This window comes from Pseudomonas sp. K8, from assembly GCF_014889455.1.
GTDB lineage: Bacteria > Pseudomonadota > Gammaproteobacteria > Pseudomonadales > Pseudomonadaceae > Aquipseudomonas > Aquipseudomonas veronii.
In genome coordinates this window covers 74,688-92,782 of sequence record NZ_VJWO01000021.1, presented here as the reverse complement: position 1 = coordinate 92,782, position 18,095 = coordinate 74,688, and the positions used below count along the sequence as shown (strand labels likewise).

Sequence of the window (18,095 nt, the reverse complement as noted above, 5' to 3'; positions counted from 1 at the left end):
GCCCCGCGACCGATCCGTCGATCCGGCTCGCGCCGGCCTCGATGGCGGCAATCGAGTTGGCCACGCCCATGCCCAGGTTGTGGTGGCCATGGAAGCCGATCTCGGTTTCCGGGTTCAGCACCTCGCGCAGCGCCCCGACCCGGGCCTTCACGTCTTCCGGCAACATGTAGCCGGCCGAGTCGGTGACGTACACCGTCTGCGCGCCGTAGGACTCCATCAGCTTGCCCTGCCGGGCGATGCCGGCCGCATCATTGAGGTGCGCCATCATCAGGAACCCGGAGGTATCCATACCCAGCTTTCGCGCGTAGGCAATGTGCTGCGGCGATGTGTCCGCCTCAGTGCAATGGGTGGCGACGTGTACGCTGCGCGCGCCGCAATCGTAAGCCGACTGCAGCTCTTTCATGGTGCCCAGCCCCGGAATCAGCAGCACGGAAATCTTCGCCTGCCTCATCAGCGGAGCTACCGCGCTGATGTATTCCTCGTTGCTGTGCGGAGCAAAGCCGTGCTGCAGCGAATTGCCACCCAAACCACCGCCATGGGTGACCTGAATGTAAGGCACCCCGGCATCGTCCAGCGCAGTGGCGACCTTGACCATTTGCGCCACGCTGATCTGCTCGCGCTTGGCGTGCATGCCATCGCGCAGGCACATGTCATGCAGGATCACTTTGCGGCCCTGCAGGCTCGTAGGGTTGGACTGGCTCATTACGCGACCTCCGGGGCTTTAAGGTGAAGCGTGCCGGCGAGAATTTCCTCGGCAAACATTTCGGCAGTGCGGGTGGCGGCCGCGGTCATGATGTCCAGGTTGCCCGCGTAGGTGGGCAGGTAGTCACCCAGGCCGGCCACCTCCATGAATATCGAGACTTTCTTGCCGTCGAAAATGGGACCGTTGACCAGGCGATAACCGGGCACGTACTTCGTCACTTCGGTGATCATTTGCAGGATCGATTCTCGGATGCGCACACGATCGGGCTCTTCATCGGTCAGGCAATAGATGGTGTTGCGCATCATCATGGGCGGCTCGGCCGGGTTGATGATGGCCAACGCCTTGCCCTTGCGCGCACCACCGATTTTCTCGATGGCGCTCGAAGTGGTGTTGGTGAATTCATCCAGGTTGGCGCGGGTGCCCGGGCCAATCGATTTTGACGCCAAACTGGCAACGATTTCCGCATATGCCACGCTTTGAATGCGCGAGACAGCGTTAACGATGGGAATGGTGGCCTGCCCCGCGCAGGAGATCATGTTGACGTTCATCTGCAGCGTCTTGGCGTGTTCGCGCAGGTTCACCGGCGGTACACAGAGCGGGCCGATGGCCGCCGGGGTCAGGTCGATCATCAACACGCCCAGGGCATTGAGCTTGCGGCTGTTTTCCGCATGCACATAAGCACTGGTGGCATCAAAAGCGATCTGAATGCCGTCCTCCAACACGTGCGGGAGCAGGCCATCGACGCCTTCGTGGGTGGTTTTCAAGCCCATTTCGCGGGCCCGCAACAGCCCTTCGGAGTTCGGGTCGATGCCCACCATCCATACCGGTTCAAGCACCGGGCTGCGCAGGATCTTGTAGATCAGGTCGGTGCCGATGTTGCCGGAACCGATCAACGCACATTTGATCTTTTTCATTGGCCCTGCTCCCGCTGCTTGGCGGCGCGCTGGGCCATGTCCAGGCCGGCCACGTAAAACCCGTCGCGCGCGTGCTCGGTGATCAGAATCCTTACGGTTTCCGCGGGGCATTGCAGGCTGAGGCACACCACTTCAGTGACCGCGACAGCCATACGGCTCTTTTGCTCGGCAGTACGGCCCTCGGCCAAATGCATTTCAATAATGGGCATGACTGCCTCCTGGGTGCTTGTGGTTATTCAACGAAGCGCATCGATACGCTGCCCAACTCTTGGAAGCGCGCCACGATGCTGTCGCCGGGCTTCACCGCGATCGCTTCGGTAATGCCGCCGCTCATCACAAAGCTGCCGGCGGGCAATGACTCGTCCATCTCGGCGAGGATATTCACCAACATGGCGATGGCCTCAGCCGGATGCCCCATCACCGCGGCGGCGGCGCCCATGGTCACGATCTCGCCATTCTTTTCCATCACCACACCCAGGGTCGGCAGGTCCAGATCCGCGACATAGCGGCTACGCCCGCCGCCGACGAAGCGCGCCGACGAACCGTTGTCCGCAATCACGCTGGCCAGGTCGAACTTGAAGCCGGAAAACCGCGAGTCGATGATTTCCACCGCCGGGAGTACATAGTCGGTCGCGGCCAACACATCGGCGGCAGTGCAACCCGGGCCGCGCAGGTCGGCCTTCATGACGAATGCGACTTCGCACTCGACCCGTGGATGAACCAGGTCGGAGGTGCTGATCGCCGAGCTTTCGGGGCGCGCCATGCGGTCGGTCAGAAAGCCGATCGAAGGCACGCTGACGCCCATTTGCAGCATCTTCGCCTTGGACGTCAGCCCGGCTTTCCAGCCGACTTGCCTGTGCCCCTGGGCGATATAGCGGCGACGCAGTTCGTTCTGCACCGCGTAGCCATCGGCGATGGTCATCTGCGGGTAGTCGTCGGTCAGTTTTGGAATGGCATAAGCGCGGGTCTGTGCGCCTTCGACCCGTTCGCACAGGCGCACGATATCTTCGCGGGACAGCGTCAGTTCGCGGCTCATACGGCACTCCTTCCAGAAAACTTCACCCGGCAACTGCCCAGGCCGCCGACCCGGCAGACCAACTCGTCGCCATCCGCCACCGGCACCAGCGCCGACTGCGAGCCGGAGAGGATCACCTCCCCCGCTTTGAACGGAATGCCCAGCTCACCCAGCGTATTGGCCAGCCAGGCCACGGCATTGGCGGGCGAGCCTTGCACGGCGGCGCCGACGCCGGTGGAGAACACTTCGCCGTTCTTCTCCAGCACCATGCCGGCCAGGGTGATATCCAGCCAGCGCGGATCGCCCTGGGTCGTGCCCAGCACAAACACACCACAGGAGGCGTTGTCCGCCACGGTGTCCTGGATCTTGATTTGCCAGTCGCGGATGCGTGAATCGACGACTTCGAAACACGGCACCACATAATCTGTGGCGCGAATCACGTCCATGGCGGTGATGCCCGGGCCCTTGAGGTCGTGCTTGAGGACAAAGGCCAGTTCCGCCTCGGCCTTGGGCTGGATCATCTGGCCCAGGTCGAGGGTGTCGCCGTCGGCAAACACCATGCCCGAGGTGAGCATGCCGAAGTCCGGCTGGTACACCCCGAGAAAGTCCTGCACGGGCTTGCTGGTGGCGCCGATCTTCTTGCCGACGATGGTTTCCCCGGCGGCCAGGCGACGGGCAATGAACCGCTCCTGGATGCGGTAGGCATCCTCGATGCGGATCTGCGGTTCACGACTGAGCAACGGCGCGATGACGCGACGGGACACGAACGCCTGATACAGCTCGTCGCCATACTGCTCGATGGTTTGCTGATTCATGGGGGAGCCTCAGAGTTTCACGCAGACGTTGCGGGTTTCGGTGTAGAACTCCAGCGAATGCACGCCGCCTTCACGGCCGATCCCGGACTGTTTGGAACCGCCGAACGGCGTACGCAAGTCGCGCAGGAACCAGCTGTTGATCCAGGTGATGCCCACGTCGATGCGGGCCGCCATGCGGTGCGCACGCGCCAGGTTGCTGGTCCAGATGGTGGTCGACAGGCCGTACTCGGTGGCGTTGGCCTTGGCGACCACGTCGTCTTCGCTATCGAAGGGAGAGATGTGGCAGCACGGGCCGAAAATTTCCTGTTGCACGACCGTCGCGCTCTCCGGCAAGCCGGTCCAGATGGTCGGTTGCACCCAGGCGCCAGCTGCCAGGTCGGACGGCATCTGCGGCACCCCGCCGCCGGTCACGACGGTGGCGCCCTCCTCGACCGCCTTGCGGTAGTACGACAGGACTTTTTCCCGGTGTTCCTGGCTGATCAGCGGGCCGTAATTGGCGTGACGATCATCGGGGCGGCCGTACTTCACCGCCTCGGCCCTGGCCTTCAGCGCCTGCACGAAACGCTCGAAGATCGGCCGCTCGACATACACCCGCTCAGTGCCCAGGCACACCTGCCCGGTATTGAGGAACACCGAACGGGAGAAGCTCTCCACTGCCGCTTCGAAGTCGGCATCGGCGAACACAATGCCGGCGTTCTTGCCGCCCAGCTCGAACGACACATCACGCATGCCTTCGGCAGCGGCTTTCATGATGGCCGTGCCGGTACGCGTCTCGCCGGTAAAGGTAATGGCATCGACCTGCGGATGCCGGGTGACGAACTCCCCGGCCGAATCGGGACCGAAGCCATGCACCACGTTGTACACCCCCTTGGGAATGCCGACCGTGTTCATCACTTCGCCCAGCAAGGTGGCCGTCTGCGGTGACTCCTCCGATGGCTTGACCACCACGGTATTGCCGCAGGCCAGGGCCGGGCCGACCTTCCAGGTCATCAACATGAAGGGCGCGTTCCACGGGCAGACCACCCCGATCACGCCCTTGGGCCGGCGCGTCGTGTAGTTCAATGCGCCACGGCCGTCGGGGGTGTCCGTTTGGAACGACTCACTGGCGACGTTCTTGATCACGTCGGCGAACACTTTGAAGTTGGCCGCGCCGCGCGGGATGAACACATGCTTCATCACGTGCTCGGGCTGGCCGGTGTCGGACATCTCCGCTTCGACGAAGTCATCGAAGCGGCGGGTGATTTCGTTGGCCCCGCCGTACAGCAGCTCCACGCGCTGGTCGGTGCTCAGGCGGCCCCATTCGCCCTGCAGGGCATTGCGCGCGGCGCTGACGGCCGCATCCACCTCGCCACGCCCGGCTTCGCTGACCGAGCAGATGACGCTGTTGTCCAGCGGGGAGTGTTTGTTGAACCGTACACCACTGGCAGCGTCGGTAAACTCACCGGCAATGAAGTGCTTGATCTGGCGCATGAGAGCTCCGTAGTTATTGTTCGTATGACGACCGCCTGTACCTGCCACGGCCAGTCCGGCATGAGTCACTGAGTGCGAGTCTAGAAAAGCCGGCAGATACCGACTAATACTTTATTTGGCCTCACTCGATACCCTTAAGGTATGTCTAAAACGGCTGGGCGGCAGGCCTCGTCCGCCCCTCTCGCATCGTTCGAGGGGCGGGGCCGGTGGATCAAATCGCTTTGAACAGGGGGCTGCGAACCTGCTGCGCATCCGCCGCCGAGATGAACTTCTCGATGTAGATATCGCGCTCGAACAAGCGTCCCTGCATCAAGGTACTGATACAGGCGTCGATCATCAGCGGCGGGCCGCACAAGTACGCCTTGTGTCCGCGGAAGTCGTTGTCGAAGTGGGCTTTGGCGGCCTCATGCACGAAGCCACGAAAGCCCGGCCACGATGAGCCTTCAGGTTCATGGGACAGCGCCGGCACGTAGGTGAAGTTCGGGTATTGCTCGGCCATGGCGAGAAACTCGTCGTGGTAGTACAGCTCGTCACGGTTACGTTGACCGTAGACCAGAGTAATCGGCAGCTCAAAACCTTGCGCCAACAGATCGAGAATCATCGAGCGCGGGCTCGACAACCCCGAGCCGCCGCCCATGAAGATCACGGGCAGGCGCGCCGACTTTTTCACGAAAAAGCGCCCGTACGGACCGGTGATGCCCACCCGCTCGCCGACCTGCAATTGCTCGTGTACATACGCGGTGCCTCGGCCACCGGGCACGATGCGGATGTTCAACTCAATCTCGCTGCCGGGCGCCGGTGCGTTGGCCACCGAAAAGGCCCGACTGCCAATGCCGTCGGGTAACTGCAGGTTGATGTACTGACCGGCCTGGAAGTGCATGCCTTCGGGCGCGTCGAGCTTGATCCACACGCCCTTGATGGTCGGCGTCAGGGTTTCAATGCGGCTGACGGTGCCTGCGAAATCACGCACCGGCAGGTTTTGTGCGTCGTCGTCTTCGTCGATCTGCGCCTCGATCACCAAATCACTTTCGGCGGTGGCACAGCAGGCCAGGCACTTTTTCTCTTCGCGCTCGAAATCCATCAGGGCAAAGCTGGAGGCTTCGCCATGCTCGATCTCGCCATCGACCACCTGGATTTTGCAGGTGGCACACAGCCCGTGGCAGCAGGCATGCGGCAGGTAGATACCGGCGCGCAACGCGGCGTCGAGAATGGTTTGGCCCTCTTCGATTGCAATGGTCTGACCCAGCGGCTCGATCGTTAATTCATAGCTCATGACTCGCCCCCTCAGTGGGTCGCACATAGGGTGTTGAGACCGGGCGTCTTGAAGCGCAACTGGTCTTTGTGGCCGATGCCGTTGGCAACCAGGCTGGCGTCCAGGTCGGGCACCCAGGGTTGGTTGTCCTTGAGCCATTGCACGTGCTGCCAGTCGATCAGCGCGGCATCCGGGTCGGCCTGCAGCAAAGGTGCAAGGGCCGTTTCCAGCAACTGGGCAAACGTGGTTTGCGGCGTCAGACACAGCAGGAACGGGGCTGCGAACAGCAAGTGGTGATCCCAGCTGGCGTACACCAACTGCTTGCCATTGAAGTTTTCAACGCGATCACGGGCAACGCCCACGTACTCTTTACGGGCGACTACAGGCATGGTGCTCTCCTTATTCTTGTTAGCGGGGCGTGGCCGCCGAATGCGTCGGCCACGCCCGTCGGGTTGTCACGTGGTTACTGGTTGGACGTCGCCATGCCGCGCCACATCTCGAAGTTGCGGCGGTCCTGGGAGTCGGCGAAGTCGCCGTTGTCCTGGCCGTCCTTGAGTGACACCCAGTCCATCCATGCGCCCAGGTCACCATGGGTGGGCGCCTGGAACAGCGCCGGCATCGGCAGCCAGGCCTGGATGTATTTTTCCGGCTCGTTGTTGAAGATGCCCATGCAGTGATCAGAGCAGAAGTGGTACTTGTCGCCCTTGTACTGCACCTGCCGATGGCAGATCAGGGTCGGGTCATCCGGCTCGGTGAACACCGTAGGCAACTGGCAGCACTGGCACAATTTGGCCAGGCCGTAGTTCTTGAACGGGGTGCCGGCCGCCGCCATTTTCTTGATGTGCTCCCAGCGCGGGCGGTAGTACTTGTCGAACGTGGTCGGGTACTTGGCGGACAGCCACTGCATATCGTCATCCGACGGAATCCAGGCGTGGAACGCGGTCCCGAAACTCCACTGGTACAGACCCAGCATGAACTGGTGGGACATGTGGTCGATGCTGGCCTCGGCATCGTCCCAGCTCTTGGGTGGGCGGATACCGTAACGCGCCAGGTCCTTGAACAGCGCGCCGCCATTCTCGGCGCCGTAGATCTCCCAGGCCTCGCGCCACGACATCACGCGCTTGGGCAGCATGTAATCCATCATGGTGCTGACCAGGCCCAGCACGCGGAAGCCGCGCCAGAACCACTTGTCGATCCAGCCTTGGACGATCGGCAGGTTGGCCGGGTCTTGCTCGAGCATGAACTTGATGCACTCCAGGCCGAGGGTCATGTGCCGCGCTTCGTCCGACTGCGCGGAGAAGCCAAAGGTGACCGTGGCCATATCGCCGTTATAGGCGGCGCCGGACATGAACGGCACAAACAGCAGGTTGGTGAGCACGTACTCGAACGAAAAGCCGATGGCGATCATGAACTCGAACGGACCGGCAGACATCGCATCGTCAAAGAACGAGCGGGCCACCGAGGTGTACCAGATGCGGTCGCGCTGATCGGCAAAGGCATGGAAGCCGTTGTAGAACTTGTTGTAGTTGGACAAGGCGTGGATTTGCGTCTGCGCATGGCGAAGCTCGTCGATGGCCTGCATCTGGCAGGCCACTTGCGTACCGACGCCGCGAAACTCTCGACCCGCGCGCGCAAAGCCTTTGTGCGCGGCATACTCACCGGGGCTGATGGCCTGCAGGAAGATTTTCAGCGCCGACAGGTAGCGCGCATCGGTGATGTTGAGGTGGCCATTGTTCTGCGCGTGGGCGTCGATGATGGCGTAGAACTTGCGCTCCTTTTCGGCCTGGTATTTCCAGTAGGCGTCCATGGTCAGGCGGAACGGATCTTCCCACTTGTTCCAGTCATGGATCTTCAAGCCTTCATAGGCGATGTAGGGGAAAATCTCCTCCTCGGTGCGGTACGACGGCTCCCAGGCGAGGTCGCGCGTGAGCAGGCGGTATTTGTCTTTTGCATTGAGCTTTTTGTGAACGGTTTTCATGTCCATGCCAAATATCCTCGCTTAGTTGCCCCAGGTCAGGGTCAAGGCGTCTTCGTCTTCGTCGACATTGCCGGAGAGCGTGATCAGATTGATGTTCAGCTCCTGCATGTCGAAGCTGCGGCCCAGTTGCGCTTCGATGCTTTCGCGGCGAATGACCAGGCGGCCCGGGGCGTTGATCTTGACCATGGCCGGCTCGCGGTTGACCACGGCCTCGGGGTTATCCAGCTCGATCGCTTCGATGATCGGGCGGGTTTCTTCATTGGTTTGCAGTGCAATAAATACAGTCGACATAGCCGCTCCTCAGACCTCAACACCGGTTTTATCCAGGCGTACCCGGAAGGCAGCCAGTTGCTCGCTCATCACTTCATCCGCGTTGCCGGCGAACTCTTGCTCGATCACCGGCAGCAGGGCCGCGGCAGCGCGGTCGCGCCACTGGATTGTCCAGGCCTGCAACAGCGCGCGGTTATGTTCGGATTCGGCAGCCGCCACCTTCATCACCGCGTCCACCCACTTGCGCGTTTCATCGAACCAGTCGCTCATGAACTGGGTGAGCATGGCCACCAGCGATCCGCCAGCGGCGGCGAACTGATCGTCGACGATGCCCTGGTACACCAGCGGGTACAGCAAGCCGTCCAAAGCCACGTTCTGCGCGACAAACAGCTCGAACGGATCGCGCACCACCAAGCAGTCCTCGGTGTAACGACGCAGCCCTTGCCAGGCATCGCCCTCCATCCAGGCCGCCTTGCCGGCGTCCAGGGCTTCGGTTGCGCCCAGCAGCAGGCCGATGCGCGACAGGTACTGGGCGATGCCGAGGTTATCCATCGCGTGGTACATGCACGGCTGGGTGAACACCGTTCCGTAGCCATAGCTGCAGATGAACGTGTTGTTGAGGTTGGCGCCCCAGGCGGCATGGCGCAGCGGCACCAGCAGGTTGAGGACGCGTTGGCGCAGTGCGTCCGGCAACAGGTCCACCAGACCGCGGGTTTCCACGAAGTTGAAGTTGGCTTCGGTGGTTTCCTGCTGCCGCGCGCGTGCCAGCGTGTAGGTGCTGTAATAGAACTGGCGCGGGTCTTTCAACACGTACCAGTCGCTCATCACGATTTGGGTGACGCTGGCGTCGTACAGGGTTTGATCCGGGTCCCAGGTCGGTCGGTAATGCAGGTTTTCCACCGGTTGAATGTCGTAGCTGCCTTCCTGGTACCGCGAGGAAGGTTTGTCGCCAAACCGACGGGCCAAATGGTCGAACGTCTGCCGCAAGGGCTGGATGCTGACCGTACGAAGATCGATGTGCATAGCTGACTCCCACGAACGCCTCACTCAGGGTGAAGCGTCAACAACGATTAGTTTTTGAAACGAACCTGAGTGGCATCCGCCAGACGCCAGTCCCATTGCCGGGCGTCGTCCTCATCCTCATCTGCGACCTCAGGCAACGCCGCCATGGGGCGCGCCTGGTTGGCGCGGCAGAACTCGGCAAAGGCCTCGTGCGTCAGGATCATTTCCACGAATAATTCGGGCTCACCGATGGCAAAGTCGAATTCGACAAACTGGCTGCCACGACTGCCGGTGACACGCACGTAACGCTTGCGCGTGTCCATGTCGGCCGGCTGCATCTCGAGTGACTGATCAGGGAAGCTCATGGGAGCGCCCTCAAGTCACGACGGTCAGGAACGATTCGTGCAACTTGCGTTGCGGGTAGTCCAGGCCCTGGGCGAAGTTGTCGTAGGTCCAGGACAGCGGCTGGTAGTCCGGATAGGGGTGGTAGCCGCCCATGAAGGTCTCGAAGCGGTTACCGGAGGGGTCCCAGGCATAGATGGTGCAACCGCGGGTCACGCCATGGCGGGTGGGGCCGATATCGACGTTCACTTCGTTCATGGACATGATGTCGCCGGCACGCAGCACCTGCTCCCAGGACTCGAGCAGGAACGAACAGTGGTGCAGCTTGCCCTTCTCGGGATATTCAACGAAGGCGATGTCATGGACCTTGTGCGAACACGACAGCCAGATGCCGACGTCACCGTCGCCCTCCGGGTTGAGGACGCGTTCGACCAGGTAGAAGCCCAGGACCTCGGTGAAGATTTTCTGCACTTGCGCAATGTTGGGACCGTACAGCAGGCAGTGGTCCAACTGAATCGGCGCAATACCGTGCTCGCGCAGCGCATTCCACGGGGCTGGGTTGACTTCAGGAATACCGTTGCCGACACAGCTCTTTTCGGCGTACAGCTCAATCAGATGGCCCGAGGGCAATTCAAAGCGCACACGCTCGCCGGTTTCCAGCAACTCACCGGCGGGGATGCGGGTGGTGGCCAGCCCGTAGGCCTGCAGGTCGGCATCGAGCTTCTCCAGGGTGGCCTTGTCCAGTACCTTGAAGCCGAAGAAGTCGATACCGGCAGTGTCCGCTTCACGGATCACATAGCAGTTGTGATCGCGCTCATCCCAGCACTTGAAGTACACCCGTCCCTGATCGTCACGCCCGGTCTCGACCAGCCCCAGCACATTGCGATAGAAATGAACGCTTTCTTCAAGGTTCAACACGCGCACCTGGGCATGGCCCGGACGCAATACACCTGTCATCGCCATTTATTGTCTCCTTTATTGGCTGGATGAGGTTGGCTCCGTACCGCCTGGGCAGGCGGACAGGAGCCGGGTTCACACACTCAACCCTGCATTGCAGAGATGATGCCAACAAAGGTAAATAATTGATTTAAAACGACTTACCATGAAAAACCGGACACTGGACCCAGCCCCTGGACTGACGTTTATGTCCATCCCCCCTTCCAGCCTTACAAAAACGTCAGGGCGCTTGCGCAAAGGCCGGGGCACCGACCAATGAACGGCCGCGACGGTCAGTAAAACAGGCGAAAAAAAAGCACCGCAGGGTGCTTTAAGGCGAAAACGGCGCAGCCGCCATCCTCCACTCGCGAGCCAAAACAACTGCAAGCGCAAAGGCGCAGTGGCGGCGCGCCGAAGGGGTGGCGGCTGTACGTTTTTGTCAGGCGCTCGCGGCCGGGCTGTCATCCCCCAATGCCTGTTTCACCCGGTACGCCAACTGCCGGCGGGTGATACCCAGCAGGCGCGCCGCATGGGTCAGGTTGCCATGCGCGCGTGTGACGGCAAGCTGCAGCAAACGCGCTTCATGGGCCTGCAGGTCGAAACCGTCGACCAGCAAGGTTTCATACAATTGGTCGGTCCTGGCCTCGTCGGCGTTGCCCACTTTGCCTTCGCGGTCTATCACCGCGCCTTGTGCGGTCACCGGCGCCACGCCAGGGAAAAGATGCTGCAATTCAATGTGCCCCCCAGACGGCACCAGCAATACCGCACGCTCCACCAGGTTTTCCAGTTCACGGACATTGCCCGGCCAGTCGTAGGCCATCAGGCCCTGCATGGCCAGATCGCTCACGCCTTGAATGGTCTTGTGGTACAGCGGCGTGTATTTTTCCAGCAGCACGGCAACCAGCACGGGAATATCCGACTTGCGCTTGCGCAGCGGTGGAATCTCCAGGGGGTACGTGGCCAGGCGGTAGTAGAGGTCAGCGCGAAAACGACCGTCGGCAATCGCCTGCTGCAAATTGACGTTGGTCGCCGCCACCAGGCGCACGTTGACCTTGCGCACTTTGTCATCGCCCAGGCGCTCGACCTCGCCGGTCTGGAGGACGCGCAGCAACTTGACCTGAGCCGCCGGCGACAGCTCGCCCAACTCATCGAGAAACAGCGTGCCGCCATCGGCGCGCTCGAACTTGCCGGGGCGCGAAACCTGGGCGCCCGTATAGGCGCCCTTCTGCACACCGAACAGTTCAGACTCGATCAAGTCATTGGGAATGGCGGCACAATTGACCGCCACAAAAGGCTTTTCATCGCGCCCGCTGTTTTCGTGCAGCCAGCGCGCGAACACTTCCTTGCCCACCCCGGTTTCGCCGAGCAGCAACACGGTGATGGGGCTGTTGGCGGCTTTTCTCAGCAGGCTGAAGGCGGCGGTAAAGGCCGGCGAGCTGCCCACCAACTTGCCCGGCGGGCGCTGTTCACGTTGCCAGCCGCGCAGTTGCCATAGCTCCTCCTGCAACTGCTCGAAGGTGGTTTGCGCATCTTCGGGGCGCAGACAATGCTGCAAAAAATCCGCATCCCCCCAGGCCTCGATTGGCCGTCCTTCCAACATGCAACTGGAGGCACCACAACAGACACATTGGGTTTCGCGGAAGATCACCACCCGATTGAAGAAGCGCGTGACATAGCCCGATGCGTAGCCGGCCAGGTTCCAGCAACTCGGCTCGGCACTGACTCCGAACAACTGCAAATGGGACTCGGCTTCCCAGGAGTTATCGCAATTGACCGTGCCAAAAAAGCTGCCGTCTTCCCAATCGATCTTGGCCTCTATAATGGTCGAGCGCACCAAACCCTCGAACGCGTGCAACTCGGGGCCGATCTTGAATACGTCGTAGTTGTCGCCTTCACCGAACAGTTTCTGGGCGAGATCGGCATCGTGCTGGCCGGCGGCGAAGCCCATCCGAAACAGCAGCCCTTTGGCGCGGCTGGGCCCAAGGGATTCGATCAGTTCCTGGCGTAAAGCGCCGAACGCCTTGGCATGCATCAAGAGCATGCGGTTCTCGTCGAGCCAGATTTGCCCGGTTTCGACATTGAAGCGCAGTCGTGAACGAAGATTGAAGCGCTCAATCAGAGGTTGCTCTGCCATGTAAATACCTAAAGCCCAGCCCATCGCGGACCAGTCGACTGGAAGGCCTGAGCCCTTGCCACGCCGCTGGCGTTTATTGTTCTACAAGCGATCCAGTGCCTTCGTCATGGGCCGAGTCTAAGCGGCTAATGCGGCGCATGCCTCCTTTACCACGTGGTAGGCCTGACGAACCAATGGCGTACCGCGTTCAAGCGCGTGCTCAAGCCTCCCACTTTGCGCGGCCTCCAGCAACTCGTCACGCACATGCCGGTAGGCGTCCAGCGCTTTGCGCACGGCCAACAGATTGTCACTGCGCCGTGCATCAACCGGCTCGCATTCGGTTATCGCCTGCGCGAGCCAGGCATCGATCTCCCGGTCCAGCACGTGAATACGCTGAATATGCGCGAGCATCTGCGCTGTTTCGCGGGCATTCAACACCATGATGTTATGGGCACGAATTTCTTCGACAGCCTCCAGCATGGCGGCATGTGCATCGCGGCTGACGTCAATTTCACCGGCCAGGCTTTTGAGATCGACCAGGCCCAGCATCAGCCCGCGCAGGCCGGCGTTGCAGCCGTTGACGTTGTTGTCCAGTTCGGCGGCCAGACGCGCCACTATGCTGGAGTCGGCCAGCACCTTGCGCGCCGTTTGCGTCTCGCTGCCGGCGCGTTCGGCAATGCCATGCACCGCCTGCTGCACGCTGTGGGACGTGGCGGCAATACCGTTCAACACCGCCGAGGCCTGGTTGGCACGCGTCACCCCTTGCGCGGCCCCTTGCCGGGTCTGGGCCAGGCGCTGGTCTAGGCGGTCGATGCTCTGGCCAATCAGGGAAATGATCTCGCCCACACTGAGGGTGGCGCTACCGGTGCTTTCGGCGAGCTTGCGCACTTCATCGGCGACCACGCTGAAACCGCGCCCCTGCTCACCGGCACGCGCCGCCTCGATGGCGGCATTGAGCGCCAACAGATTGGTTTGCCCGGCAATGCTCTGGATGATTGCAACGATTTCACCGACCCGCGCCACCTGCTCGCGCACGCAGTCGAACTCTTCGGCCACCGAGGCCACGACGTTGGACAGATCCAGCATGTCGTCGGCGACCCGTTGCACCTGCTCGCCACCGGCGCTGACCTGGTCGCGTGCGCTGCTGCTCGCCTCCGCCAGAACCGTCGCTTCGGTGGCGGTCACGCGGGCCTGCTCGGCCATGGTTTCAACGTCCACCATGGCGTCGCGGGCCATCGCGGACTGACGGTCCGCCGTGGCCACCGCTTCGGTAAAGCCCGACACCAGCGTGCCGGTCGCCACGGTGAGGTCGCAGGCCAGGCTGCGCATGCGTTTGACCGCGGTCACCTTGTCGTGCAGCACCGCCTGCAGGCGCTCGATTGAATCCACGGCGCCACCCGCCACCCGTTGCCGGTCGTCGAGCAGTGCGCGGGTATGCGCCAGCGCCGCCACAACCCGTTGCTCGCGCTGGCCAATCCCATGCAGCAGGCACACCCCCGACACGACCATCACCAGCAACCAGCCGGCCTGCCAGCCGAGGGCATCGACTCCGCTGGCGAACGCGGCAACCGCGAGCGACAGCAGCGCGAGCAGATCCCGTGGATGCAGGCTCAATTTACTCAGCATCGTAACTCCGTCCTTTTCACCGACGTGACGCTTATCCGGCGCTCCGCGGAGGGACCGCGCCGGCGTTGGCAATCATTCCACTCAGACGTGCGCAACCGCTGCCTTGGGGCGCAACAAAAAGTGCGCCAGGGCCGGCAGCAGAATCAGCGCGCCGAGCATGTTCCAGACGAACATGAAGGCCAGCAAGATGCCCATATCGGCCTGGAACTTGATCGGCGACCACGCCCATGTGGCCACCGCGATGCCCAGGGTGATACCGGTGAGCACCACCACCTTGCCGGTGAAAATCAGTGCTTTGTAATACGCCTGCGACAGCGTCATGCCCGCTTTCAAGTGCGTCAGGGTCACCGTCATCACATACAGCGCGTAGTCCACGCCGATGCCCACGCCCAGTGCGATCACCGGCAGCGTGGCGACTTTGACGCCGATGTTCAGCCCCACCATCAACGCCTCGCACAGCACGGAGGTGAGCATCAGCGGCAGCACCGCGCACACCACCGCACGCCATGAGCGGAACGTGATGAAGGCCAGTACGATCACGGCGGCGTAGACCAGGAACAACATCTGCGTGTTGGCTTTCTTCACCACGATGTTGGTCGCAGCCTCGACCCCGGCATTCCCGGCGGCATTGAGGATACGGATGTCGTCCGTGCCGTACTTGGCCGCGAAGGCTTCCACGGTATTGACCACACTGGTGAGCGTGTCGGCCTTGTGGTCTTTGAGGTAGGCGTAAAGGGTCAGCAGATCGCAGTTCTGGTTGAACATTTCCCGGGGCGCGCGGGTGATGATCGAATTGAGCATGTCCTGGGAGCGCGGCATCTCGAACCATTTGAGGCTGCCCTCGTTCATGCCCGCATTGGCGGTCTTGGCCAACCCGGCGAGCGAACTGGTGGTCTCGACCCCCGGCAGTTGCTGCAACTCGCGCTCCAGTGCATCCACGGTGTGCAAGGTGCTGTAGTGGGCGCAGGCATATTGCGGGGTCTTGACCATCACGATGTACACATCGCTGCTCGCGGCGTAGTTGGCGACGATAAAGGCATTGTCGCGGTTGTAGCGCGAGTCCGGCCTTAACTCCGGCGCGCCCGGGTCGGTGTCGCCGATCTTCAACTGCGTGCTCACCGCCAGGCCCACGCCCCCCAGGACCAGCCCGAGCGCCACGGCGACCGTGGCCCAGGGGCGACGGGTGAACAGGTCGAGGAACGCCCAAAACGGGTGTTTTTTGTGCGCCCTGTCGTCACGCTCCTGCAGCTCGTCCCGCAGGCTGCGTTGGGCCGCCGCCGGGCTGACACCGGTGTACGACAGCAGGATCGGCAGCAACACCAGATTGGTGAAAATCAGCACCGCCACCCCCATGCTCGCGGTGATGGCCAGGTCCTGGATGACCTGGATGTCGATCACCATCAGCACCGCAAAGCCCACCGCATCGGCCAGCAATGCGGTCATGCCGGCGAGGAACAAGCGGCGAAACGTGTATCGCGCCGCCACCAGCCGGTGGGTGCCACGCCCGATGTCCTGCATGATGCCGTTCATTTTCTGCGCGCCGTGGCTCATGCCGATGGCGAATACCAGAAACGGCACCAATACCGAGTACGGGTCCAATTCATAACCCAGCGTCGGCAACAAACCCAGCAGCCACACCACCGCTACCATCGAACACAACACCACCAGCAAGGTGCTGCGCAGGCATCGGGTGTACCAGAACAGCACCGCGGTGCAGATCGCGATGGCGGCGGCAAAGAACACCAGCACCTGCTTCAGACCGTCGATCAGATCCCCCACGACCTTGGCAAAGCCGGTGACATGGATGGCGACTTTGTCCGACTCATACTTGGCGCGCAGTTGCTCGATACGCTGGGACAACGCGTGATAATCAATGCGTTCGCCGGTTTCGGCGATCTTCTCCTGCAGCGGCACCAGGATAATGCTCGACTTGTAGTTGGCCGCCACCAACTGCCCGATTTCACCGGAGCGCTCGACGTTGATACGCACCTGTTCGAGGCTCTGGGGCGAGCCGTCGAAGTCGTCGGGAATCACCGGGCCGCCGTCCAGGCCGTCTTCGGTCACGCCGGTCCAGCGCACCGCCGGGGCCCACAGCGACTTCATGTAAGGCCGGTCGACGCCGGGAATCAGGAACACCTCATCGCTGAGCTGACGCACGGTGTCCAGGTACTCGGCGTCGAAAATCGACCCCTCCTTGGCCTCCACCGCAATGCGCAAGGTATTGCCCATCCCGGCCAGTTGTTTACGGTTTTCCAGGAAATTGGCGATGTACGGATGGCCGGTGGGGATCATCTTTTCGTAAGCGGCATTCAGCGAAAGCCCCAGGGCCTGGTAACCCAGCACCAGGGTGATCAGCAGGCAGATCAGCGTAATCGCCAGACGGTTGTTGAACAGCAGCCGTTCGGCGAAGGTGCCCGAGCGCTGGTCGAACTTGTTCAGATCGGCAATCACCGCATCGGCGGGCAGGGACGGCATATGGCTCATGGCTTGACTCCGGCTTCAATTGCCTCGGGCTCGATTCGCGACATTCCCCGCGAACTGGAGAGGATCAACGCGCCATCACTCGCTTGCGCCAGACCGGTGATACCGGTACCGGGGTGCAGGGGCAACGTTGCAAAATCGGCGGCATGATCGGTACTGCGCAGCAGGCGACCGCTTTCGTCAGCCAGCAACAACGATCCATCGCGCAGGCGCAATCCGGCGCTCAGTGTCACCGGCTGGCCGATCTGCGCCTTCTGCCACGTCAGGCCATCGTCAAGGCTGCGCCAGGCGTTTCCGCGCAGGCCATAGGCGAGCAAGCCGTGGCCGTCGAGCAGCAGCGCACCGAAAAACGTACCGCTGTAAGGGGTGCGGATTTCGGCGAAGCTGCGCCCGCCATCCGTGGAACGGAACAGCGCTCCCTGTTCGCCACACAGGAGCAGTTGCTGGTCGAGCACCTGCACCTGATACAAGTGCCGGCCGCGCGGATTCGGCACCCGTCCCATCAGCGATTGCCAATGGGTGCCGCCGTCGCGTGTTTGCAGTGCCAGTCCATAGGCCCCCACCACATACCCCTGCGTGGCGCTCACGAATGCCACATCGAGAAACGGTTTATCCGGGCCTTCCTCAACCAGCGCTTCGGCGCTACGCAGTTGCTGGTCTGCGCCGGCCTCGCCTGCTGCCGCGCGTTCACGGGCGTCCTGCACAACGATCTGCGCGACCTGATTGCCCTCCAACTGGCGTGTCCATGTCTCACCGCCGTCCGCGCTGTGCAGCACCACACCGCTGTGCCCCACCGCCCAGCCTTCGGTGGCGGAGACAAACACCACCGCCGTCAGCGCCACACTCACCGGCACGTGCCTGGCCTGGCGCCACGTGCGCCCGCGATCATCGGAAAGCCGCACGATGCCGCGCTCGCCCACCGCCACCAGGCGGTCGCCGGCACGGGTGACCGCAAGTTGCAGTGCCTGTTGGGCGCGTTGGCTTTCCAACGCGGGAAGATCCAGCAGATCAGGAACGGACGGGGTATTGGCAGACTGGGCAACGCTCGACAACCCGGCGATGAAGAGGACAACAACAGCGGACAACGAGCGCCGGAAAAGCAGATTCTGGGTGAGCATGGTACGTACTCGACTTCAAAACGTCCCCGCGACGTCGCCGCTATGCGCGGCGCCGACGGG

General features: G+C 62.1%; 17 protein-coding genes. All 17 read right to left on the bottom strand.

Annotation, left to right across the window (positions count from 1 at the left end; genetic code table 11):
• On the bottom strand, nt 1-703 hold a 703-nt coding region (gene dmpG, locus INT12_RS16290; protein WP_193058922.1), incomplete at its 3' end, for a 4-hydroxy-2-oxovalerate aldolase.
• Complete coding sequence (locus INT12_RS16285) at nt 703-1,617, bottom strand: acetaldehyde dehydrogenase (acetylating) (RefSeq protein ID WP_017845628.1); 915 nt, start codon at nt 1,615-1,617, stop codon at nt 703-705. The genes dmpG and INT12_RS16285, both read right to left, overlap by 1 nt.
• Nucleotides 1,614-1,826, bottom strand: coding sequence for a tautomerase family protein (locus INT12_RS16280; RefSeq protein WP_193041077.1), 213 nt, complete (start codon nt 1,824-1,826; stop codon nt 1,614-1,616). Before INT12_RS16280 ends, INT12_RS16285 begins: the two co-directional genes overlap by 4 nt.
• A gap of 23 nt (nt 1,827-1,849) precedes the next feature.
• The gene (dmpH, locus tag INT12_RS16275; protein ID WP_046484119.1) at nt 1,850-2,653 is read right to left on the bottom strand and encodes a 2-oxo-3-hexenedioate decarboxylase; all 804 of its coding nucleotides are present in this window, start codon (nt 2,651-2,653) and stop codon (nt 1,850-1,852) included.
• Nucleotides 2,650-3,447: a 2-oxopent-4-enoate hydratase gene (dmpE, locus tag INT12_RS16270; RefSeq protein ID WP_193041076.1), complete on the bottom strand. Its 798-nt coding sequence runs from the start codon at nt 3,445-3,447 to the stop codon at nt 2,650-2,652. The genes dmpH and dmpE overlap by 4 nt, the downstream gene beginning before the upstream one ends.
• 9 nt (nt 3,448-3,456) lie before the next feature.
• Entirely contained in the window at nt 3,457-4,917 is a 1,461-nt protein-coding gene (locus INT12_RS16265; protein ID WP_193058921.1) for a 2-hydroxymuconic semialdehyde dehydrogenase, read from the bottom strand.
• Nucleotides 4,918-5,128: 211 nt separating this feature from the next.
• The gene (locus INT12_RS16260) at nt 5,129-6,190 is read right to left on the bottom strand and encodes an NADH:ubiquinone reductase (Na(+)-transporting) subunit F (protein ID WP_017845624.1); all 1,062 of its coding nucleotides are present in this window, start codon (nt 6,188-6,190) and stop codon (nt 5,129-5,131) included.
• 11 nt (nt 6,191-6,201) lie between these two features.
• Nucleotides 6,202-6,558, bottom strand: coding sequence for a phenol hydroxylase subunit P4 (locus tag INT12_RS16255; protein ID WP_046484115.1), 357 nt, complete (start codon nt 6,556-6,558; stop codon nt 6,202-6,204).
• 74 nt (nt 6,559-6,632) lie between these two features.
• A complete protein-coding gene (locus INT12_RS16250) occupies nt 6,633-8,153 on the bottom strand; it encodes a YHS domain-containing protein (RefSeq protein WP_017845622.1) in 1,521 nt (506 codons plus the stop codon).
• A 15-nt stretch (nt 8,154-8,168) separates the two neighbouring features.
• Nucleotides 8,169-8,438: an MmoB/DmpM family protein gene (locus INT12_RS16245; RefSeq protein WP_017845621.1), complete on the bottom strand. Its 270-nt coding sequence runs from the start codon at nt 8,436-8,438 to the stop codon at nt 8,169-8,171.
• Nucleotides 8,439-8,447: 9 nt separating this feature from the next.
• Nucleotides 8,448-9,440, bottom strand: coding sequence for an aromatic/alkene monooxygenase hydroxylase subunit beta (locus tag INT12_RS16240; protein ID WP_017845620.1), 993 nt, complete (start codon nt 9,438-9,440; stop codon nt 8,448-8,450).
• 47 nt (nt 9,441-9,487) lie between these two features.
• Nucleotides 9,488-9,784 carry a phenol hydroxylase subunit gene (locus INT12_RS16235; RefSeq protein WP_017845619.1) on the bottom strand — a complete coding sequence of 99 codons (297 nt, stop codon included), beginning with the start codon at nt 9,782-9,784 and terminating at the stop codon, nt 9,488-9,490.
• Between the two features lie 10 nt (nt 9,785-9,794).
• A complete protein-coding gene (locus INT12_RS16230; protein ID WP_017845618.1) occupies nt 9,795-10,724 on the bottom strand; it encodes a catechol 2,3-dioxygenase in 930 nt (309 codons plus the stop codon).
• 412 nt (nt 10,725-11,136) lie between these two features.
• Nucleotides 11,137-12,831: a sigma-54-dependent Fis family transcriptional regulator gene (locus INT12_RS16225; RefSeq protein WP_193039755.1), complete on the bottom strand. Its 1,695-nt coding sequence runs from the start codon at nt 12,829-12,831 to the stop codon at nt 11,137-11,139.
• A gap of 117 nt (nt 12,832-12,948) precedes the next feature.
• Nucleotides 12,949-13,896 carry a methyl-accepting chemotaxis protein gene (locus tag INT12_RS32020; RefSeq protein ID WP_370737514.1) on the bottom strand — a complete coding sequence of 316 codons (948 nt, stop codon included), beginning with the start codon at nt 13,894-13,896 and terminating at the stop codon, nt 12,949-12,951.
• Nucleotides 13,897-14,517: 621 nt separating this feature from the next.
• On the bottom strand, nt 14,518-16,920 hold the full coding sequence (locus INT12_RS16215) for an efflux RND transporter permease subunit (protein ID WP_046484108.1): 2,403 nt from the start codon (nt 16,918-16,920) through the stop codon (nt 14,518-14,520).
• Nucleotides 16,917-18,035, bottom strand: a complete 1,119-nt coding sequence (locus INT12_RS16210; RefSeq protein ID WP_193039754.1) for a WD40/YVTN/BNR-like repeat-containing protein — start codon at nt 18,033-18,035, stop codon at nt 16,917-16,919. Before INT12_RS16210 ends, INT12_RS16215 begins: the two co-directional genes overlap by 4 nt.
• Between the last annotated feature and the right edge of the window lie 60 nt (nt 18,036-18,095).